Genomic DNA, 19,749 nt, shown 5'->3' with positions numbered 1-19,749 from the left:
ACGAACCTCCACTTAGGGAACGAGTTGGAGCGCTTCCTCGTATCGGTCGATCACGACGTCGGCCAGGATCTCGCAGTCGCCGATCACCTCGGCGCAGCGGATGTCGAGGTCGGGGTGTCCCGCCCCGTACGCCAGCGCCTGGGCCCACACGCGCTCGAGCATGCCGCCCGCGAACAGCAGGTACGGCACCACGATCACCCGCTTGGCCCCCAGGCGGCGGCAGCGCTCGAGCCCGCCGGGCACCCCGGGCGGGGTGACCGACACGAACGCGGTCTCGACGGTCATGAAGTCGTAGGCGTGCGTCTCCCAGAACAGCCGGGAGACGCGGTGGATCTCGGCGTTCGCGGTCGCGTCCGTGGAGCCCTCGCCGACCAGGACGACCGCGGTCTCCCCCGGCTCGACGTGCGTGAGGAGGTCGTCGGACGGGATCGCGTCCACGGCGCGCAGCCGGGGCCTGGCCCCCACCAGCTCCAGCGCGCGCGGCTTGGAGATCTCGGCGGCGGCCTCGTTGAGCCGCTCGGCCAGCAGCGCCAGCACGCGGGGGTCGGGGCCGAGGGGGCGGCCGTAGTCGTACATCAGCGTGGGGTGCCGCTGCTGCTCCAGCGCCATCGCGGCGGGGAACTCCTCGCCCACCCGGCTGAGGCTCAGCGGCAGCGCCACGAGCCGGTGGTGACCCCTGGCGACCAGGGAGGCGACGGAATCGCTCAGCCGGGGCGTGGCCCGCTCCAGATAGCCCCCCGACACGTCCGCTCCGGTCTGGTCGAGTCGACAGCGCAGGCGGTGTACGAACCTGCCGAACTCCGCGGCGTAGGCGTCGTCCTGTGAGCCCTGCCCGATCAGCAGGAGCGGCGGCTTCATTGTGAGGGATTCTCCGGTGCGCTAGACAAAGTCACGCGAGGATAACCGATGCGCACCGGTAGGGAACAGGTCACGCTGTGTGCGCAGGTGTCGCATGCACCACGAAAACGGGGTCAGAGGCGGTCAGGCGGTGGGAACCGTCGGGGTTGAGGGTCAGCTTCGAGGCCAGGATCTGAGTGCCCTCGCCACGGTAGCCCTGCTCGCGCAACCGGTCCAGCACGGCGGTGACCTGCTCGACCTTGCTCAGCGCGCACACGAGCACGCGCGGGCGCCGGGCGGCGCAGGCCACCACCACGTCGAGGCCGCCGCCGCCCACGTAGACGGCGTCGGGGTCGGGCAGCGGCTCGAGCGCCGGGGGCGCCTGTCCCCTGGTCAGAGCCACTTTCACGCCGTGTTCGAGCACGTTGGAGCGCAGTTGGGCGCACCGCTGCTCGTCCCGCTCGACGGCCATGACGGCCGCCCCGTGGCGGGCGCACTCGACGGCGATCTGGCCGACGCCCGCGCCGACGTCCCAGACCAGGTCGCCGAGCCGGGGCCCCAGCTTGGCCAGCACGTACGCCCTGACCTCCGGCGGGAGCCCGCCCTCGAACGGCAGCGCCCACTCTGCGGGCCCCGGCCCGGCACCGGCCACCCAGCTCGGCTCCTTGGCCTGGTGCAGCGGGTCGATGACGAGGACCACGTCGGGGTCCTTCCACGGCCTGGTGGTGGCCTCGCCCATGCGGCTGTGCGTGACCCGCTCGTCGGGGCCGCCGAGGTCCTCGCACACGATCAGCGCGCGCGGCGTGGTGGGCGCCAGCTCCCTGGCGATCTCGCCGGGGCCGACGCCGGGCGCGACGAGCAGCGCCACCTTGGGATGGGCGCGGCAGGCGTTCACGGCCCGGTTGAGCTGGCCGGGGCCGGACGGGGCGACGACCAGGGCGTCCTCCCAGTTGAGGCCGGCGCAGGCGAAGGCGCGGCTCACGAGCGAGATGGCGGGCAGGACGTCCGGCTTGAGGCCGTGTGCCCGCAACGTGCGTACGACGCCGAAGAATCCGGGATCGCCCTCCGCGACCACGACCGCGGGCCCCTCGCCATGTTCGAGGTGGTCGTCGAGGGTCTCCAGCAGCGACCCGTCGGCCGCGGTCGCCGCGGTGAGCCTGAGCTGCCCGAGAATGGCGTCCGGCCCCACGACGAGCCTGGCCTCGTGCAGCTTGTCCACCGCCCTGGCCGAGAGCTCGGACCCGTCCCAGCCGACAACCGTGATCATGCGCCTCACCGTCCTCACCTCAAGGGTGACGGCTGCGGAGGAGATTCACAAAGGGTGCGGGGGTCAGTCCGGTGTGCCCTCAGGCCAGGTCGGACGGGATGAGGCTGTAGATGACCATGTCCGCGCCGCCGAGCGAGGCGCGGGCGACGCCCTCGCGGACGAACCCGGCCTTCTCCGCCACCCGCTGCGACGCGGTGTTGGCCACGACGGCGCGCAGCTGGAGCCGGCTGAATCCGTGCTGCTCGAACAGCCAGCGCGCGAGCGCCCGCACGGCCTCGCCGGTGAACCCCCTGCCCCGGGCCCAAGGGGCGGCCATGTAGCCGACCTCGGCGGTCCGGTTGTCCCAGTCGAGGTGCTGCAGGTCCACGTTCGCCACGTAGCGGCCGGTGCCGAGCTCCTCGGCCGTCCAGACGGCGCCCAGACCCCTCATCCGCAGGCGCTCCGCGTGGGCGATGTACGCCCGCGCGTGCTCCTCGGTGTAGTCACGGGGCACGCCCGTGTACGCCTGCGACAGCGGGTCCGCGGCGGTGTCCGTCAGGTGCCGGACGTCCTGGGGCCCCTGCGGCCGGAGGAGCAGCCGCTCGGTGCGCAGCTCCGTCCTGGGCAGGGCGGCGGTGCGCGTGCCGCTGTCGTGGCGCAGCAGGCCGAAGATGACGAGGTCGTGCGTGCCGTCGCCGTCCAGGACCGCGTCCCGGAGCACGCCTTCCCAGGTGAAGCCCGCTTTGCAGGCCACGCGGAGCGAGGCGAGGTTGTCCAGGTTGGCCGTCAGGTCGATCCTGCGCAGCCCCACCGTCTTGAACGCCCAGTGGGTCAGCCCGCGTACCGCCTCGGTGGCGAACCCGCGGCCCCGGTAGAGGGGATGCACGCCGTAGCCGACCTCGGCGGTGCCGGCGGTCCACGACGTCTTGAACAGGCTGATGGCGCCCACGATGAGCCCGTCGGCGTCGGCCATGGCCAGGTGGACCCCCTGACCGGAGCGACGCAGCTCGTGCACGTCGTGCATGAGCCACCGGTGCACGCCCGAGCGCCTGGCCGGGGCGCCCGGCGGCAGGAACTGGACGCCGGACCCCACGATGGAGCTGACTCTGCGCGCGTCCTTGAGGCCGAATGGCCGCAGCGTAAGCCGTGCCGTGGCGATGCTCACGTCAGGATCGAACACGCTCGGCAGGCTACACACCCGCGATGTTTGCCCACGAAAGCGGGGGTAGGGGCGCACTGAGAGGAGTGAGGGAACTATGGAACGTGGGAGCGACAAGCACGGGCCCCGCCTGGACGACGAGCAGAAGCACGAGACCGAGGGCATGATGCGCGGTGGCGGCTCGACGCACGCCGAGGAGTGGAAGGAGCCCGAGGCCATGCCGGCGGCCGGTGAGGAGCCGCGGCAGTCGTACCCGCCCGGTCACGCCCCCGGCGTCCCCGAAGGCATGACGCAGCGCGACGTCGACGTCCGCAGCGACCTGGCCAAGTGGCTGAGCGACACCCACTGGCCGGCGGACAAGCGCCAGCTGCTGGAACGCGCCCACCGCCACGGTGCCCCGGACCCGGTGATCGACATGGTCGAGGCCCTCCCCGACCGCAGTTTCGTGAACATGGCCGACATCGCCAAGGCACTCGGCATCGGCGTGGAAAAGCGGAGGTGGTGACCGGTGCGGCTCGACTTCATCCGGCCCCTGTACGAGCGGCGCGGCCCGTACGCGTCCGTCTACCTGGGCGCGCTCACCGGGCCCGAGCGGGAGAGCCACTGGCGCGGCGTACGCGACCAGCTCGACCACCACGCCGACAAGGCGACCCTGGACGCCCTCCAGGAGGAGGCCCTGCGGGCCGCGGCCGGGCGGGCGCTGTTCGCCACGCACGGTGACGTGGTGCTGGCCGAGTCGCTCGCGCGGGCGCCGTCCGAGCTGGCCGTCTGGACCTCGCTGCCGCACGTCACCCCCATGCTGATGCAGCGCGGCGAGAACGTGCCGCACATCCGGGTCATCGTGGACCACGCGGGGGCCGAGGTCACCGTGTTCGGGGGCGGGTCGCCGCGCAAGGCCACCGTCGAGGCCGCCTCGTGGCCGCTGCAGAAGACCGCGCAGGGCGGCTGGTCGCAGAAGCGGTACGAGCGGGCCGTGGACGAGGCGTGGGAGAAGAACGCGGTCGCCGTGGCCCACGAGATCGACGAGCAGGTACGCCGCATCGGGGCGGAGCTGGTCCTGGTGGCGGGCGAGCCGAAGTCGCGCTCGTACCTGCTGCACCACCTCGGCACCAAGGCCGCCGACCGGGTGACGATGGTCGAGCACGGCAGCCGGGAGGACCACGGCCAGTTCGAGGTGGACGTGGAGCGGGCCCTCGACGACTGGCTCGACCGCCGGCGCGCCGAGCTGCTCGAACGGCACCAGGAGTCGTCGGGCCCGACCGGGATGGCCCGGGTCTCGCAGGCCCTGCGCGAGGGCCGGGTGCACGCGGTGCTCGTGCCCGGCGAGCTGCCGAAGCCGGTCTGGATCGGCGAGGGCGGCACGCAGTTGGCCACCGACCAGGGTGAGCTGCACCGCTGGGGGGTGGAGGAGCCGATCCAGGAGCGCTCGGACTCCGCGCTGGCCAGGGCGGCCGCGATGACGGACGCCGAGCTGTGGTTCACCGACGCGGTGCCGGACGTGGCGGCCGTGCTCAGGTACTGATGATCACTTCGAGGGTCCGGGGGCCGTGCACGCCCTCGACCCGGTTCAGCTCGATGTCGCTGGTGGCCGACGGGCCGCTGATCCAGGTGAGCGGGCGGGCCGGGTCGAGCCGGGCGACGGCCTCCGGGACGCCGGCCACGATCTGGTCGGCCCGCACCACGCACAGGTGGTAGTCGGGGACCAGCGTCTGCGCCCTCGTGCCCTGGCCCGGGCCGTGGTCGAGGACGATGGTGCCGGTCTCCGCGATGGCCACGGCGCAGTTCGTGACCACGCCGTCGGCCGTCCTGACGTCGCTCCACCCGCCGGCCCGGTCGAAGCCGTCGGGGACGATCATGCGGCGCTCGCCGAGGCATTCGTCGATCTTGCCCGGCACCTCCGCCGCCGGGATGACGTGCACGATCGCCCGGTAGTCGTCCACCCGCTCGGCGAACAGCTCGACCAGGGCCTCGCCCGGCCGCTCGGTGCGGTAGTGCCGGGGGATCTCCACGTCTTCCACGCCGGCGACGGCCTTGCCGATCCGGGCGAGGATCTCCTCACGCGCGCTCATTCCGCTCCCACCAGTCTCTGAAGGATTCTTCCGGAATTTCAGGAATGTCCCTGGTGTCGGTCCACGCCGACAGCGGGCCGGGCATGCGCTTGGGGACGAGCTTGCGCAGCCGGCCGGCCGCACGCTGCGCCTTGGCCAGCCGGCGGTGGTCGTTGAATATCCAGCCGGCGACCTTCATGCCGGCCCGCTCGGCCGCCGCGTGCGGGGCCTTGGCCCGCAGGTCCACCAGGACCTCGGGGATGTCGATGGCCACCGGGCAGGCCTCGTAGCAGGCGCCGCAGAGGCTGGAGGCGAACGGCAGCGAGGCGTCCAGTTCGGAGGACATGCCCCTGAGCTGCGGGGTGAGGATCGCGCCGATCGGGCCGGGATAGACCGAGCCGTACGCGTGGCCGCCCGCGCGCTCGTACACGGGGCACACGTTCAGGCAGGCCGAGCAGCGGATGCAGCGCAGCGCCTGGCGGCCCACCTCGTCGGCGAGCACGTCGGTGCGGCCGTTGTCGAGCAGCACGAGGTGGAACTCCTGGCCCTCGACCGCGCCCGTCCACATGCTCGTGTACGGATTCATCCGCTCGCCCGTGGAGCTTCGCGGAAGGAGCTGGAGGAACACCTCCAGATCCCGCCAGGACGGCAGCAGTTTCTCGATCCCGACGACGCTGATCAGGGTCTCCGGGAGGGTCAGGCACATGCGGCCGTTGCCCTCCGACTCCAGCACCACCAGCGTGCCGGTCTCGGCCACCATGAAGTTGGCGCCGGAGATCGCGACCTTGCTCCTGAGGAAGCGTTCGCGCAGGTGGAGGCGGGCCGCCTCGGCCAGGGCCGGCGGGTCGTCGGTGAGGTCGGGCGACACGCCGGGCATCTTGTCGAGGAAGATCTCCCGGATCTCCGACCTGTTGCGATGGATGGCCGGGACCAGGATGTGGCTCGGGAAGTCGTCGCCGAGCTGGACGATCAGCTCGGCCAGGTCCGTCTCGTACGCGGTGATGCCCGCCGCGGCCAGCGCCTGGTTGAGCTCGATCTCCTGGGTGGCCATCGACTTGACCTTGACCACCTCGGTCTCGCCGGTGGCCTTGACCAGGTCCGTCACGATGCGGTTGGCCTCGGCGGCGTCCCTGGCCCAGTGCACGGTGCCGCCCGCCCGGGTCACCGCCGCCTCGAGCTGGAGCAGGTAGCGGTCGAGGTTGCGGAGGGTGTGGTCCTTGATCGCCTTGCCGGCCGCGCGGAGCTCCTGCCAGTCGGGCAGCTCGCCGACGACGCTCGCCCGCTTGCCGCGGATGGTGTGGGTGGCCTTGCGGAGGTTGAAGCGGAGCTGGGAGTTCTGTACGGCCTCTTTGGCGTTCTCCGGGAAACTTCCCGGCATGCCGAGGAACGTCGAGCTCATTGGGCCTCCTCCGTGGACGCGAGGATCTCGGCCAGGTGCATGGTCCTGACGCCGGTCTGCTGGCGGCTCAGGGTGCCGCCGATGTGCATCAGGCAGGAGTTGTCCGCCGCGCAGAGCACCTCGGCGCCCGTGCCCAGGACGTTGCGGGTCTTGTCGGCGCCCATCGCGGCGGAGACGGCCGGGTTCTTGACCGCGAAGGTGCCGCCGAAGCCGCAGCACTCCTCGGATCCCGGCAGCGGCACCAGCTCCAGGCCACGTACGTTCCGCAGCAGCCTGGTGGGCCGGTCGCCCAGGTGGAGGCCGCGGAGCGAGTGGCACGTCGGGTGATATGTCACCCGGTGCGGGAAATATGCGCCGACGTCATCGGTCTTCAGGACGTCGATCAGGAACTCGGACAGCTCATACACCTTCGGGACGACCTCCGCGATCGCCACCGCTCCCCTGCTGCCCGGCCTGGCCAGCTTCGGGTACTGCTCGCGCACCATGGCCGCGCACGAGCCCGACGGCGCGACGACCGCGTCGTATCCGGCGAACACCTCGGTGAAGTGCCGGGCCAGCCGCACGCCCTCCTCCCGGTAACCGGTGTTGACGTGCATCTGCCCGCAGCACGTCTGGGCGGCGGGGAAGTCCACGTCGCAGCCGAGCCTGCGCAAGAGCGACACGACGGCCTTGCCGGTGCCGGGGAAGAGCGTGTCGTTCACACACGTGATGAACAGGGCGACTCGCACGACTCTCCTTCCAAGGTATGGTCCGACCACAGTATGGTCAGACCATACCGAACCACACCACTTCCGGCCACCATCCATCCCGGCACCAGGAGGCTTCGTTGGACGGCACCGGCTGGCGCCCCGTCAAGCGAACGCGGACGTTCGAGGACGTTCTTGCCCAGATCGAGCGGCGCATCACCGAGGACGGCCTCACCGTCGGCGACCGGCTGCCCGCCGAACGGCAGCTCGCCGAGCAGCTCGGCGTCAGCCGCTCGTCGGTGCGCGAGGCGATGCGCGTGCTGGAGACGCTGGGCGTGGTCTCCTCGCAGGTGGGCCGGGGTCCGGACGCCGGAGCCGTGCTCACCTCGCGCCCGGACTCCGCCCTGACCGACCTGCTCCGGCTGCACCTCGGCCTGGCCAGCCTGGAGATGCGCGAGGTCATCGACGCCCGGCACATGATCGAGCAGTGGGCCGCCGCGCAGGCGGCCGCCACCGGGGCCGACACCTCCGCGCTGGCCGCCGCCCTGGACGGGATGGACGGGGCGAAGACGGCCGAGGAGTTCGTGGAGCACGACACGGCCTTCCACTGCGCGATCGCGGACGCGTCGGGCAACCGGCTCATCGCCGCCATCATGCGCTCGCTCCGCGACTCGATGCGGAGGTACTCGGTCGAAGCGGTGCAACGGCTGGGGGACACGTCGGTCCTGCGCGCGGACCACGTACGCATCCTGGAGGCCATCGAGCGGGGCGCTGCCGACGAGGCCGCCCAGGCCGTCTCGGAGCACCTGGCGCACGCGTACCCGTCGCTGTTCCGCTGATCCGTCAGCGGCTCACTCCCGCCGGTCCGCCTCCCGGCACGTGGCCCCCGAACACCCCGCCATCCCCGTCAACCGCTGGTCCAACCGTCCCACCAGCGCCGGATCGGCGTACTCGGCCAGGTTCCGCAGCTGGTACGGATCAGCGTGCAGATCGTAGAGCTGCCGCTCCCCCGTCTCGTAGCGCACATACGTGTACTGATCGGTCCGCAACGCCTGATAGGCGGGCACGGGCGTCTGAGCCGCCGACGACGGGTCGGCCGGCCGGCTGAACTCGATCAGCACCTGTTTTCGCCAGTCCCCCGGCGGGGTCCCCTTCAGCAGCGGCACCAGCGAGCGGCCCTCCGCGAACGGAGCCGCCGTGGCCCCGCCCAGCTCCGCGAACGTCGGTGCCAGGTCGATCGTGGCGCCCATCTGCGTGACCGCCGCGCCGACCTTGACGCCGGGGCCGCGGACGACGAGCGGGACCTTGATGGCCTCCTCGAACGGGGTGGTCTTGCCCTGCTTGAGGCGGTGGGTCCCGAGGTGGAAGCCGTTGTCGGAGGTGAAGAAGATGTAGGTGTTGTCGAGCTTGCCCGACTCCTGCAGGGCCCGGACCACCGAGCCGACGAGGTCGTCCACGCCGAGCATGGATCGCAGCCGGGTGCGGTAGCGCTCGTCGATCCCGGCGATGGCCGGCTCCGGGATCCTGGGCCTGGTGCGCAGCCAGAGCGGCTCGTCGCTGACGTCCTCCTGGTTGAACGAGGGCGTGCGCGGCGCCGTGGCCGTCGGGAAGGCGTCGAGGTGCCGGAGGGCGGGGTTGGCCGGGTTGTGCGGGCCGGTCGGGGCCAGGTAGAGGAAGAACGGCTCCGGCGATCCGGTGATGAAGTCGTGGGCCTTGCGGGCCAGCACGTCGGACAGGTAGTCCTGCTCGGACCAGCCGTAGTCGTACAGGCTGCCGTTCTCGTTGAGGCGGTAGCCGTACTCCTGGTAGAGCGCGCGGACCGGCACGTTCCACTCGTTCCAGCCGGGCGGCACGAACGACTCCTGGGCCGAGGCTCCCGGATAGTGGTTGAGGTATTTGCCCATCAGCGCCGTCCGGTAGCCGGCCTGCTGCATCCAGGTGCCGATCGTGGAACGTTCCAGACCCTGGGTGTGGAAGCGGTCGAAGCCGCCCTCGGGCGGGGTGTTGGTGAGCACGCCGTGGCTGTGCACGTGCTGGGAGCGCAGGATCGACGCCCTCGACGGGCAGCACCAGGAGTTCGTCACGAAGAAGCGGTCGAACGAGGTGCCCTGGCCGACGAGGTGCTGGGTGATGTTCGGGAAATTCGGCAGGGTGCCGCTCTCGAGATCGTCGGCCAGCACGAGGACGATGTTCGGCCGTGAGTCGCCCTCGGCGATCGTGGGCTCGGCCGCCGGCAGGAGAAGCAGCAGGCAGGCGAGTCGACAGAGCACTTTGAGCACAGAGTCTGACTTCCCCGGAAGATCCCATTGACACCAGGATCGAGCTCGACCGTAATAGAACTTAATTCCGGAGGTGTCCTATGAAGCTCGGCCTGAACCTCGGCTACTGGCAGCGCAACGCCGACGACGCGACGGAGTCGGTGCTGGCGGCCGAACGGCTCGGCTACGACTCGGTGTGGACCGCCGAGGCGTACGGCAGCGACGTCTTCACGCCGCTCGCCTGGTACGGCGCGCGTACGACCCGCATCAAGCTGGGCACCTCGATCGCCCAGATCTCGGCCCGGCCCCCGGTCACGACGGCGATGACCGCCATGACGCTCGACCACCTCACCGGCGGCCGGCTGCTGCTCGGCGTGGGCGCCTCCGGGCCGCAGGTCGTGGAGGGCTGGTACGGCCAGCCGTTCGCCCGCCCGCTGGCCAGGACGCGCGAGTACGTCGAGATCATGCGCAAGGTGTGGCGCCGCGAGGAGCCGGTGACCAGCGACGGCCCGCACTACCCGCTGCCCCTGGCCGGCGGGCTGGGCAAACCGCTCAAGCTCATCACCCATCCGCTCAGGCCGGACATCCCCGTCTACCTCGGGGCGGAGGGCCCCAAGAACGTCGCCCTCGCGGCGGAGATCGGGCAGGGGTGGCTGCCGCTGTTCGCCTTCCCCGAGAAGATCGAGGAGATGTACGGCGAGGCGCTGTCGGGGGCCGCTCCCGGCTTCGACGTGGCCGCCATGGTGATGGTGATGATCTCCGACAACGTCCGGGCCGCGCTGGACGGCGTGAAGATGATGCTCACGCTGTACATCGGCGGCATGGGCGCCAAGCAGCGCAACTTCCACGCCGACATCATCGGCCGGATGGGCTATGCCGAGGCCGCCGAGCACATCCAGTCGCTCTACCTGGCGGGGCGCAAGGACGAGGCGTTCCGGGCGATCCCGGACGAGCTGGCCGACGGCATCTCGCTCGTCGGCCCGCCCGGCCGGATCAAGGAGCGCCTCGACCTGTGGCACCGCAGCCCGGTCACGAGCCTGCTGGTCATGGGGCCGCGGGACGAGCCGACGCTGAAGCTCGTCCGCGACCTCGTGCTCGACGGCTGATCGCAGAGGCGATGCCGGGCGCAGGCCGGGCATGGGCCGGCGCCCGGCTCGTACCGGGTGGCTAGTCCGGGCGCGGGGCCGGGTCGGCGGTGACCGAGCGCAGGAGCGGGCGGCTCAGCGCGCCCGCTCCGATCACGCCGGCGAAGCCCGCGACGACGCAGCCCACCAGGGTCGTCACGCCGATCACGTTGATGCCGCCGATCATGAACGGCATCGCGCAGAACGCCCCGACCAGGATCGCCCCGCCGCCCATCACCGTCAGCGGGATGAGCGTCTCGGCCCGGCGGGCCCGGTCGAGCACCTCCAGCGGCGTGCCGGCCAGCCGCAGCAGCCCGTACGCCTGCCGCCGGTCCAGCACCGACGACATGGCGGTGATCCCCGAGCTGGCGATGGCCACCAGGAACGACACCGACAGCACCACGATGGTGCCCACGCGGACGTCGGCGAGGATCTGGGTGCCGAAGCGCTGGTCGTCGGTCTCCGTGGTGGGCGTGCGGCCGGGGACGAGCCCGGAGAGCGCGGTGCGGGCCCGGTCCAGCGTGGCCGCGTCGGCGGCGCTGCCCAGGGACGCGACGACGACGTTCTTGACGGGCCGCACGGTGGCCGTCACCCCCGCCTCGCGCAGCCGCTCGCGGGCCCGGCCGGTCAGCTCCGCCGCCTGCCCGGCGGGCGCGGTGACGCGGAGCTGGGGCGGCCCGGCCGCCTGGTCGTCGAACGCCGCCGGGCTGAGTAGGCCCAGGAAGCCCGCCACGAAGCCGGTCAGCGCCACACCGCTCACCGTCCGCCAGGCCGAGCGGGGGTCGTCCACGAGCCGGCGGCCGGCGAGCAGCCGGGCGGGGCCGCGCGCGCTGCCGGCCGTGATCCGGCCGATCATGCCGACCACCCACGGGCCGGCCAGGTTGACGCACAGGAACGCGAGAGCGAGCGCCACCGCGACGATCGCCACGCTGGTGCCCCTGGTCAGCAGCGGGAACGCGGCCAGCACCGCCAGCAGGGCGAGCACCCGTACGAACCGCATGGCGGGCGGCGTCTCCCGCTTGGCCACGCCGAGCGGGCTCACCACGACCCGCCGCAGCCCGGCCACCGCCGACAGCCCCACCAGCAGCGGCACCGCGACCAGCACGGCGGCCAGGATCAGCGGGTCCGGGAACAGGTCCGAGACGAACCACGGCCCGCCCTGCATCCTGATCCCGGCCAGCAGCGGCACGGCCAGGGCGAAGGCGACGGCACCCGTGAGCGCGCCGGCCAGCGCGACGATCACCGCCTCGGTCACGGTCATGGTCACGACCTGGCCGGGCGTCGCCCCGACCAGCCGCAGCGCGGCCAGCCGCTGGTTGCGCCGGGCCACCGTGAGCCGGGCCGCCGCGCCCCCGAAGACCAGCAGCGGCACCACCATGAGCACGCTGGCGATGAGCGAGAGCATCCGGTACGCCTCGGCGTCCTCACTCGGCTTCCCGGCCAGGCTCGCGACCTTGGCGGGCGGCTTGGCGACGATCCAGTCGTCGCTGCGGGCGGCGGTCATCGCCGGGGCGCCGGGCTCGTGACCGACGACCGCGACCAGCTCGCCGGGGTGGACGAGCGCCTCGTCGCCGAGCACGCCCTCGGGATCGGGATAGCGGTCGGCGAGCTCGGCCGCGGGCAGCTCCCTGGCCAGCTCGGCCAGGGCCGGCGACAGCCACACCTCGCCCGGCGCCGGGAAGCGGGGCAGGCCGGGCGGCGGGGTGGGGGCCTTGCCGAGCGCGGCCAGGTCGATGACGGTGATCGCCTGGTCGCGGACGAAGTCGTAGCGGGACGCCTCGACGGCGACCGCGCCGGAGGAGACCGGGACCGGGTTGCGCCAGGCGCCGCGCTCGGCCCTGGCCTGGAAGGCGGAGTTCGCGGCCACCGCGAACAGCAGCAGCGCCGTGGCCACCGCGACGGCCCCCAGCGTGAGCCAGGTGCCGAGCATCCCCCTGCGGCCGCCGCCCTTGAGCAGGCGCCAGGTGAGGTCGAGGTTCACGCGCGTACCCCGCTCGCGCCCGCCAGGATCCGGCCGTCGCGGACCTCGACCATGCGGTCGCACCAGGCGGCCACGTTCGGGTCGTGGGTGACGACGATCAGGCAGGCGCCGTTGTGCTTGGTCGCCTCCACCAGCAGCCGCATCGTCTCCTGCCCGGTCTGCTGGTCGAGCGCGCCCGTGGGCTCGTCGGCGAAGACCACGGCCGGCTTGCTCACCAGTGCCCTGGCGATGGCCACCCGCTGCGCCTGGCCGCCGGACAGCTCGCCCGGCCGCCTGGTCTCCATGGAGTGCAGGCCGAGGGGCGCGAACCACTCGCGCGCCTGGCGTACCGCCTGGGCCCTCGGCACCCCGCCCAGCATGAGCGGGAGCGCCACGTTCTCCTCCGCGGGCAGCTCCGGCAGGAGCTGGCCGAACTGGAAGACGAAGCCGAAGCGGGTGCGCCGAAGCGCGCTGCGCTGCCGCTCGCCCATGGCGTCGATGCGCTGCCCGAGCAGGTGCACCTCGCCCCCGTCCGGCTTCATGATCCCGGCCAGGCAGTGGAGCAGGGTCGACTTGCCGGAACCGCTCGGCCCCATGATCGCCACGGCTTCACCGGCCCGTATCGCGATGTCCACGCCGCCGAGGGCGACCGTCTGCCCGAACCGCTTGGCCAGGGCCCGTCCAACAAGCACGTCGTTCATGGCGTCCAGCCTGCCGGGAGCGGGGTGGCGGGAGGATCGGCCGTGCGTCCATAACCGCCTCGGCCGAACGGCTGATCCTTAGAGTTGGGGTGTGACTATTCGGGTTCTCATCGCTGACGACCAGCAACTGGTACGCACCGGCTTCCAGATGATTTTGGATGCCCAACCGGACATGGAGGTCGTGGCCGCGGTCGCGGACGGGGCGGAGGCCGTGGCGGAGGCCAGGCGGCTGCGGCCGGACGTGTGCCTGCTCGACATCAGGATGCCCAAGCTCGACGGGCTGGAGGTGACCCGCGCGCTGGCGGGCCCCGGCGTGGAGAACCCGCTGCGGGTGGTCATCGTCACCACGTTCGACCTGGACGAGTACGTCTACGGAGCCCTGCGCTCCGGCGCCACCGGCTTCCTGCTCAAGGACAGCGGGCCCACGCTGCTGATCGAGGCGGTCCGGGCAGCCGCAGCGGGTGACGCGCTGGTGTCGCCTTCGGTGACCGTGCGGCTGCTGCAACACCTGGCCCAGCCCCGCCGGACGATGCTCCCGGTGAACGAGCCGCTGACCGATCGCGAGCTGGACGTCGTACGGCTGGTGGCCAGGGGGCGGACGAACCAGGAGGTGGCCGCGGAGCTGTTCGTGTCGCTTTCCACCGTGAAGACACATCTCGGCAGCATCTTCGCCAAGCTCGGTGTCCGTAATCGGGTTGGAATCGCAGCTTGGGCGTGGGAATCCGGCGTGGTGAGCTGATTAACAGCGGGGCTCCCGGGATACAAGTGAATCAGAACCTCAGCGCATGGCCCGGGGGGAGAACAACGTGCGCTACACCCAGGCATCGCCTAACAGAGCCGCCTCTGCCGTATATGTGACACTCACTGCTCAGGTCCTCTCCCTCGGCGCTTTGGTGATCTTCGAACAGGCCCGCGGCCGCGAACTCGCCGCCCAGCTCGCCGCGTTCGGCGGCCGTCCCGAGGGGGCGGACGCGGAAGCGGTGGTGGGGGCGGTGACGACGTTCGCGGTGCTGATGATGCTGGTGGCGGGCACCTCGATCGCGGCCGCGGCCGCCTACGTGACCTGGCTCGTGCGGGCCAGGCAGGCCAACGACCGCTCGGCCGCGACGGGTCCGGTGGCGGCCGCCTGGCTGCTGCCCGGCGTCAACCTGATCGCCCCGGTGGTGCTGGTCGACGAGGTGTGGCGGGGCACCCGGCCGCCGGCGGGCCGCCGCGGGCGATGGCTGGCGCTGGTGTCGGGGTGGTGGCTGAGCTGGCTGGCCGCGCTGGCGCTGGTGACGATCCGGCTGCCGCTGGGCGCCTCGGCGGGCGACCTGACGGGGGTGGGGATGCCGGAACTGGCCTGCGCGGGGCTGGCGGCCGTGCTGTGCGCGGCGACGGTGCGCGAGCTGAGCCGGCTGCAGCGGGCGGCCCTCTGCGCCAAGAGCCCCGAGCCCGGCACCGTGCGCGCCTTCTCGCCGTCCGCCACGATCGAGGGCCTGGCGACCGACCCCCGCTGACCGGCGGCGGCACGGCGGCCGCTCCCACGAGGGAGCGGATCAGGCCGCCGTCGGGCCCGAGCTGCCCGGGCTGGCGTGCCAGAGCCGCCTGGGCGGGTTGGCCGCGATGGCCGGGCCGAGGTCGGAGTAGGGCGAGAGGCGGAAGCCGTTGGCGTACTCGATCTTGCGGCCGCCCACCCCGGCCAGCTCCTCCGGGGCCCGGTCGATGACGGCGCGGACCGCCTCGATGCCCTGGGAGCGCCGGAGCGCGTCCAGGTCGGCCAGGTTCCAGCAGTCCACCGCCCGCATCGACACCGCCCGTGTCCCCGTGCGCCGGACCACCCCCCTGGCCAGCACGAGCCACGAGCCGAACACGATCGACGCGCACCGCCCCTGCACCGACTCGAAGAACGTCAGGTCGATCGGCCCCGTCGAGTCGTCGAGCGTGGTGAAGATGACCCGCTGGCCCGAGCGCACGGCCGGCGTCTGGGTCGCCACCTTGACCCCGGCGACCAGGATCTCCGCCCCGTTGCGCTGGGCGAGCAGATCCCTGGAACGTACCACCCCGAGCGCGTCGAGCAATTCGTCGTGGAAGCTGATGACGTGCCGGCTGACGTCGATGCCGAGGATCTCCAGCTCGGCCTCGACCATCTCCGTCTCCGTCATCTCGGGCAGCTCCCCCGGCGGCAGGTGCTCGCCGAACCCCAGCGGCAGCTGGACCGCCGGAGGAGCCGCGTTCTGGGCGGACGACAGGTCCATGTGCGAGCTGTAGCGCCGGGACTTGCGCGGGCCCGCCTGCACGCCGATCGCCGAGGTCCGGTCGAGCACGCCCACCTGGGCGATCAGGTCACGGCGGGTCAGCTCGCCGGGACGCCAGCGGGGCCCGCCCGGGTGCAGGTCGTGCAGCGCGTCCAGGCCGCCGACCTGGACGATCCGCTCGATCGTGGGCCGCGAGGGCCGGGCGCGGTCCCAGAAGTCGGCCAGCGACGTGTACGGCTGCCCGGCCACCATGCGCTCGACCTCCGCCTCGCTCACCCCCTTGATCGCCGAGAACGGCACCCGCAGCGCGTACCCCTTGCCGATCTCCCCGACCTTGAACTCCCGGCGCGCCCGCGCGCCCTCCAGCGCGGCCGGCCGCACCCGCACCTGGACGCGCGGCCCGAGCCGCTCCACCCGCCAGTCCTTGCCCGACTTGTTGACATCGAGCGGCAGGATCTTCACCCCGCACTGCCGGGCCTCGTCGATGATGACCCGCGGCGGGTACATGCCGGGCTCGTGCGTGAGCACCCCGGCGAAGAACGCCGCCGCGTGGTGCCGCTTGAGCCAGGCCGACTGGTAGGTGGGCAGCGCGAACGCCGCCGCGTGCGCCTTGCAGAACCCGAACGCCCCGAACGCGTCCAGCACCTTCCAGGCCCGCTCCACGGCCGCCTCGTCGAACCCGTTGGCCTTGGCCAGGGGGACGAACGCCCGGCGCACCCGTGCGCGCCCCTCCGGCGTGTCCAGCGTCCGCCGCAGCGTCTCGGCGTACGACAGGTCGCGCCCGGTCATCACCGAGATGATCTTCAGCACCTGCTCGTGGAACACCACGACCCCGTGCGTCTCGTTCAGCGCCTCCCGCAGCCTCTCGTGCGGGTAGTACGGCTGCCGCCACCCGTGCCTGGCCTCCAGGTAGGGGGTGACCATGTCGGAGTTGACCGGCCCCGGCCTGAACAGCGAGATGTCCACGATCAGGTCGTGCATCCTGCGCGGCTCCAGCTTGGCCACCAGCTCGCGCTGGCCCGGCGACTCGATCTGGAAGCAGCCGAGGGTGCGCGAGGCGCAGATCATGTCGTAGGTCTCCTGGTCGTCGTGCGGGACGTATTGCACCTCGGGGTCGTCGCCGTGCTGGGTGTCCAGCTCGACCACGACGTCGTCCACCCGCTTGATCTCGGCCAGCGTGTACGCCATGGCCGACTGCATCCGCACGCCCAGCACGTCGAGCTTGAGCAGCCCGGCCTCCTCCACGTCGTCCTTGTCGAACTGCGACATCGGGAACTCCAGCAGGCTGCGCTCCACCGGCGTCCGGTCCCGCAGCGCCGAGTTGCCGATCAGCACGCCGCACGGGTGCAGCGCGATGTGCCTGGGCAGCCCGTCGAGCTTCTCCGCCAGCCGGAACACCCGGTCGAGCCCCGCCTCGCCGAGCCGGCTCTCGCGCAGCTCGGGCAGATCCTCCAGGGACGCGGTGATCTGCCTGGCCCTGATGTGCGGGAACGCCTTCGCGATCGCGTCGATCTCGTGCGGCGGCAGGCCCATCGCCCCGGCCACGTCGCGGATGGCGCTGCGCGCCCGGTAGGTCTCCATCATGGACACGCAGGCCACGCGGGACTCGCCGTAACGGTCGAAGATGGCCTGGTAGCAGTCGAGCCGGCGGGCCGACTCGACGTCCACGTCGATGTCGGGCAGCCCGATGCGGCCCTCGGACAGGAAGCGCTCCATGAGCAGGCCGTGGTCGATCGGGTTCACCTCGCCGATGCCGATGAGGTAGTTGACCAGGCTGCCGGCGCCCGAGCCGCGGATGGCGCAGCGGATGCCCATGCCGCGGATCATGTCCGTGATGCCGGCCACGGCGATGAAATATCCGGACAGGCGCTTGCGCTCGATGATGGCCAGCTCGTCCCGGAGGCGCTCCTTGGCGTCGGCGGAGCGGTCGAGGCCGCGCCTGATCAGCCCGTCCTCGACCCGGTGGCGCAGCAGCGGCACCGGGTCGCGGCCGATCTCCGGCAGGTGCAGGGCGGGCGGGTCGTTGCGCAGCGCGAGCAGGTCGAGCGGATCCATCGAGCACGCCTCGGCCAGCCGCCTGGTGGTGAACAGCAGCCGGGCCACCCGCTCCTGGTCGCCGGCGCACACCTTGGCCGCCACCTGCCGCATCTCCTTGGTGCTCTTGAGGTAGGCATGGGAGGTGGTGCGCTCCAGGTGGCGCGGGTGCAGCGGGACGAGCTGGCGGGCCGCGTCGAGCACGTCGCCCACCTGGTGGTCGGCCGGGTCGAGGTAGCGCACCGCGTTGGTCAGGATCGCGGGCACGCCCATGGACTCGGCCAGGCCGAGCATGCGCACGGCCGTGGTGGCGTCGCGGAAGCCGTACTGGTCGACCAGCTCGATCACCACGCCGGGCACCGCGGCGCGCCACAGGCCCAGCAGCGTCCTGGCGTGCTCGTCGCGCCGCTCGGCCACCGCGCGGCCCACGTCGGACCTGGGGCCGAGCAGCACCACGAGCCCGTCCTCGGCGCCGAACCCGTGGTCGCCGCCGGGTCCGCCGGCCCACTCGGCGACCAGCTCGCGGGTCACCTTGGGCGCGCCCCGCTCGCCCGTGTGGTGGGCGGCCGTGACCAGGCGGCACAGGCGGGACCAGCCCTTGGCGCGGGCCAGCACCGTGACGCGGTCCTCGGCGTTCGGGCCGGTCCTGGGGCGCGGCGGGCGGACGCCCGGCACCGGGGTGAAGGCGGAGGCGTGGACGTCGAGCGCCAGGTTCACGCCGAGCACCGGGGCGACGCCGGCCTCCGCGCACGCCTGGGCGTGCTTGATCGCGCCGTAGAGGCCGTCGCGGTCGGTCAGCGCCAGGATGTCCATCCCGTGCTCCACCGCCCGGCTCACCAGCGCTCGCGGGAACGCGGTGCCGTAGCGCATGGAGTAGGCGGAGCTCACGTCGAGGTGCGGGAACGGGGGCGCCATCAGTCCCACGCCCTCAGCAGCAGCCAGCCGTTGCTGGCGGTGTCGTAGCGCAGCTCGTAGGAGCCCACCTCCCGGCCCGGGCTGGCCTCCACCCGCCAGAACTGGCGCTCGCCGGGATCACCCTCACCGGTCTTCCACCACTCGCGCGCGACCACCCATTGATCGAGGACGCGGCGGACGAGATAGAGCCGATCCCGCCAGACGAACTGGGTCGGCTCCCCGTCCCGGGTCCACACCTCTATCGGATCGCCATAGAGTCTGCTCAAGACGCTTCTCCCCGCGGCTCTTGTCCGTATGCTGAGCCACCCGGGGGAAGACGGGCGCTTATGACTCGAACATATGTTCTCAGCGCTCGAAACGCAAGTCGCCCGCCTGCCGCACGAGAGGGTTGGCGCCGATCGAGTTGCGGATGCTGAAGGCCACGCTGCCCGCCCGGTAACGGTCGTCCGACGACTCCACGGGGCGGCCCTCGTGGGTCGTCGTGGTCCGGCGCTGGCGCAGGAGCGGGCTGCCGCGGCGCACGCCCAGCAGGCGGGCGTCCTGGGCCCCGGCGGGCACCGCGTCGATGAGGTGCTCGCCGTAGGCGAACACCAGGCCGACGGACTCGTACAACGCCTCGGTGACCGACTCGCAGTCGGCGGGGAGCCGCTCGACGGCGGCGGCCACCCACCCGGCGTAGACGGTGCGCTCCACGAGGACCGGCTCGCCCTCCAGCGAGCGCAGGCGCAGCACCTCCAGCACCTCCTCCGAGGCGAGCCTGGCCGGCTCCGCGCCGCTCGCCGGCCGGCGGCGCTGGGCGATCACCTGGCCGCCGAAGCGGTAGCCGTTCGCGCGGGCCCACTGGGCGAAGCTGTGCAGCTCGGCGAAGCTCTGGCTGCGCGCGTTGCCGAGCACGATGCGCCTGGCGCCCTGGCGGGAGCCGACCAGGCCCTCGGCGGCCAGCACGGCCACCGCCTGGCGTACGGTGCCGCGAGCCGCGCCGTACCGCTCGGCCAGCTCCGCCTCGCTGGGGAGCTGGGAACCGACCGGATGAACGCCGGAGAGGATCTCGTCCCGCAGCTCATCAGCGATCCGTTCATAGCGCGAAACCATCACCGACCATCCCTATTCACGAAAGAGCAATGTTTATGGGACTTACTGGTGCT

18 protein-coding genes are annotated in these 19,749 nt (G+C 72.2%); 6 read left to right on the top strand and 12 right to left on the bottom strand.

Going from position 1 to position 19,749, the window contains the following annotated elements:
* Positions 1 to 12: 12 nt before the first annotated feature.
* The 3 genes from ACBJ59_RS44460 to ACBJ59_RS44450 all read right to left on the bottom strand — a co-directional run bounded on the left by ACBJ59_RS44460 (position 13) and on the right by ACBJ59_RS44450 (position 3,263).
* Entirely contained in the window at positions 13 to 858 is an 846-nt protein-coding gene (locus tag ACBJ59_RS44460; RefSeq protein WP_364127171.1) for a sirohydrochlorin chelatase, read from the bottom strand.
* A gap of 70 nt (positions 859 to 928) precedes the next feature.
* Positions 929 to 2,104: a precorrin-6y C5,15-methyltransferase (decarboxylating) subunit CbiE gene (cbiE, locus tag ACBJ59_RS44455; protein WP_375116127.1), complete on the bottom strand. Its 1,176-nt coding sequence runs from the start codon at positions 2,102 to 2,104 to the stop codon at positions 929 to 931.
* Positions 2,105 to 2,183: 79 nt separating this feature from the next.
* A complete protein-coding gene (locus tag ACBJ59_RS44450; RefSeq protein WP_375116126.1) occupies positions 2,184 to 3,263 on the bottom strand; it encodes a GNAT family N-acetyltransferase in 1,080 nt (359 codons plus the stop codon).
* 76 nt (positions 3,264 to 3,339) lie between these two features.
* On the opposite strand from ACBJ59_RS44450, the gene ACBJ59_RS44445 reads away from it, so the two are divergent.
* A complete protein-coding gene (locus ACBJ59_RS44445; protein ID WP_364127164.1) occupies positions 3,340 to 3,747 on the top strand; it encodes a DUF2795 domain-containing protein in 408 nt (135 codons plus the stop codon).
* 3 nt (positions 3,748 to 3,750) lie between these two features.
* On the top strand, positions 3,751 to 4,764 hold the full coding sequence (locus ACBJ59_RS44440) for a Vms1/Ankzf1 family peptidyl-tRNA hydrolase (RefSeq protein ID WP_375116125.1): 1,014 nt from the start codon (positions 3,751 to 3,753) through the stop codon (positions 4,762 to 4,764).
* On the opposite strand, the gene ACBJ59_RS44435 is transcribed toward ACBJ59_RS44440, so the two are convergent.
* The 3 genes from ACBJ59_RS44435 to ACBJ59_RS44425 are packed head-to-tail and all read right to left on the bottom strand — an operon-like array spanning position 4,754 to position 7,417.
* On the bottom strand, positions 4,754 to 5,311 hold the full coding sequence (locus tag ACBJ59_RS44435; protein ID WP_375116124.1) for a lactate utilization protein C: 558 nt from the start codon (positions 5,309 to 5,311) through the stop codon (positions 4,754 to 4,756). The two genes, ACBJ59_RS44440 and ACBJ59_RS44435, sit on opposite strands and share 11 nt — an antisense overlap.
* Positions 5,298 to 6,689, bottom strand: a complete 1,392-nt coding sequence (locus tag ACBJ59_RS44430) for a lactate utilization protein B (protein ID WP_375116123.1) — start codon at positions 6,687 to 6,689, stop codon at positions 5,298 to 5,300. The genes ACBJ59_RS44435 and ACBJ59_RS44430 overlap by 14 nt, the downstream gene beginning before the upstream one ends.
* A complete protein-coding gene (locus ACBJ59_RS44425; protein ID WP_375116122.1) occupies positions 6,686 to 7,417 on the bottom strand; it encodes a (Fe-S)-binding protein in 732 nt (243 codons plus the stop codon). Before ACBJ59_RS44425 ends, ACBJ59_RS44430 begins: the two co-directional genes overlap by 4 nt.
* A 98-nt stretch (positions 7,418 to 7,515) precedes the next feature.
* On the opposite strand from ACBJ59_RS44425, the gene ACBJ59_RS44420 reads away from it, so the two are divergent.
* Positions 7,516 to 8,214 carry a FadR/GntR family transcriptional regulator gene (locus ACBJ59_RS44420; RefSeq protein ID WP_375116121.1) on the top strand — a complete coding sequence of 233 codons (699 nt, stop codon included), beginning with the start codon at positions 7,516 to 7,518 and terminating at the stop codon, positions 8,212 to 8,214.
* Positions 8,215 to 8,226: 12 nt separating this feature from the next.
* Here the strand turns inward: ACBJ59_RS44420 and ACBJ59_RS44415 are convergent, their stop codons facing one another.
* On the bottom strand, positions 8,227 to 9,645 hold the full coding sequence (locus tag ACBJ59_RS44415; protein ID WP_375116120.1) for a sulfatase: 1,419 nt from the start codon (positions 9,643 to 9,645) through the stop codon (positions 8,227 to 8,229).
* 89 nt (positions 9,646 to 9,734) lie between these two features.
* Here ACBJ59_RS44415 and ACBJ59_RS44410 point away from each other — a divergent pair, with 89 nt between their 5' ends.
* Positions 9,735 to 10,739, top strand: coding sequence for an LLM class F420-dependent oxidoreductase (locus ACBJ59_RS44410; RefSeq protein WP_375116119.1), 1,005 nt, complete (start codon positions 9,735 to 9,737; stop codon positions 10,737 to 10,739).
* Between the two features lie 61 nt (positions 10,740 to 10,800).
* Here ACBJ59_RS44410 and ACBJ59_RS44405 read toward each other — a convergent pair whose 3' ends face one another.
* Together ACBJ59_RS44405 and ACBJ59_RS44400 are read right to left on the bottom strand one after the other, a co-directional pair.
* Entirely contained in the window at positions 10,801 to 12,738 is a 1,938-nt protein-coding gene (locus tag ACBJ59_RS44405; RefSeq protein WP_375116118.1) for an FtsX-like permease family protein, read from the bottom strand.
* On the bottom strand, positions 12,735 to 13,418 hold the full coding sequence (locus tag ACBJ59_RS44400) for an ABC transporter ATP-binding protein (RefSeq protein ID WP_364136838.1): 684 nt from the start codon (positions 13,416 to 13,418) through the stop codon (positions 12,735 to 12,737). The genes ACBJ59_RS44405 and ACBJ59_RS44400 overlap by 4 nt, the downstream gene beginning before the upstream one ends.
* Positions 13,419 to 13,509: 91 nt before the next feature.
* On the opposite strand from ACBJ59_RS44400, the gene ACBJ59_RS44395 reads away from it, so the two are divergent.
* Entirely contained in the window at positions 13,510 to 14,157 is a 648-nt protein-coding gene (locus ACBJ59_RS44395) for a response regulator transcription factor (protein ID WP_364136836.1), read from the top strand.
* 154 nt (positions 14,158 to 14,311) lie between these two features.
* Positions 14,312 to 14,917 carry a DUF4328 domain-containing protein gene (locus ACBJ59_RS44390; RefSeq protein ID WP_375116117.1) on the top strand — a complete coding sequence of 202 codons (606 nt, stop codon included), beginning with the start codon at positions 14,312 to 14,314 and terminating at the stop codon, positions 14,915 to 14,917.
* 39 nt (positions 14,918 to 14,956) lie between these two features.
* On the opposite strand, the gene ACBJ59_RS44385 is transcribed toward ACBJ59_RS44390, so the two are convergent.
* From ACBJ59_RS44385 to ACBJ59_RS44375, 3 genes are all read right to left on the bottom strand, one after another.
* A complete protein-coding gene (locus ACBJ59_RS44385) occupies positions 14,957 to 18,604 on the bottom strand; it encodes a DNA polymerase III subunit alpha (RefSeq protein WP_375116116.1) in 3,648 nt (1,215 codons plus the stop codon).
* Positions 18,604 to 18,870, bottom strand: coding sequence for a DUF6504 family protein (locus ACBJ59_RS44380; RefSeq protein ID WP_168015120.1), 267 nt, complete (start codon positions 18,868 to 18,870; stop codon positions 18,604 to 18,606). The genes ACBJ59_RS44385 and ACBJ59_RS44380 overlap by 1 nt, the downstream gene beginning before the upstream one ends.
* 79 nt (positions 18,871 to 18,949) lie before the next feature.
* Entirely contained in the window at positions 18,950 to 19,696 is a 747-nt protein-coding gene (locus tag ACBJ59_RS44375) for a GntR family transcriptional regulator (RefSeq protein WP_364136830.1), read from the bottom strand.
* Between the last annotated feature and the right edge of the window lie 53 nt (positions 19,697 to 19,749).

Source organism: Nonomuraea sp. MTCD27 (assembly GCF_041950495.1).
Lineage (GTDB): Bacteria > Actinomycetota > Actinomycetes > Streptosporangiales > Streptosporangiaceae > Nonomuraea.
This window is presented reverse-complemented; position numbering and strand designations above follow the sequence as displayed.

What these genes read in the sequence shown, in the direction of transcription:
- ACBJ59_RS44460 (WP_364127171.1), bottom strand. Translation starts at nt 858, where the DNA reads ATGAAGCCGCCGCTCCTGCTGATCGGGCAGGGCTCACAGGACGACGCC.
- cbiE (WP_375116127.1), bottom strand. Translation starts at nt 2,104, where the DNA reads ATGATCACGGTTGTCGGCTGGGACGGGTCCGAGCTCTCGGCCAGGGCG.
- ACBJ59_RS44445 (WP_364127164.1), top strand. Translation starts at nt 3,340, where the DNA reads ATGGAACGTGGGAGCGACAAGCACGGGCCCCGCCTGGACGACGAGCAG.
- ACBJ59_RS44435 (WP_375116124.1), bottom strand. Translation starts at nt 5,311, where the DNA reads ATGAGCGCGCGTGAGGAGATCCTCGCCCGGATCGGCAAGGCCGTCGCC.
- ACBJ59_RS44430 (WP_375116123.1), bottom strand. Translation starts at nt 6,689, where the DNA reads ATGAGCTCGACGTTCCTCGGCATGCCGGGAAGTTTCCCGGAGAACGCC.
- ACBJ59_RS44410 (WP_375116119.1), top strand. Translation starts at nt 9,735, where the DNA reads ATGAAGCTCGGCCTGAACCTCGGCTACTGGCAGCGCAACGCCGACGAC.
- ACBJ59_RS44400 (WP_364136838.1), bottom strand. Translation starts at nt 13,418, where the DNA reads ATGAACGACGTGCTTGTTGGACGGGCCCTGGCCAAGCGGTTCGGGCAG.
- ACBJ59_RS44385 (WP_375116116.1), bottom strand. Translation starts at nt 18,604, where the DNA reads ATGGCGCCCCCGTTCCCGCACCTCGACGTGAGCTCCGCCTACTCCATG.
- ACBJ59_RS44375 (WP_364136830.1), bottom strand. Translation starts at nt 19,696, where the DNA reads ATGGTTTCGCGCTATGAACGGATCGCTGATGAGCTGCGGGACGAGATC.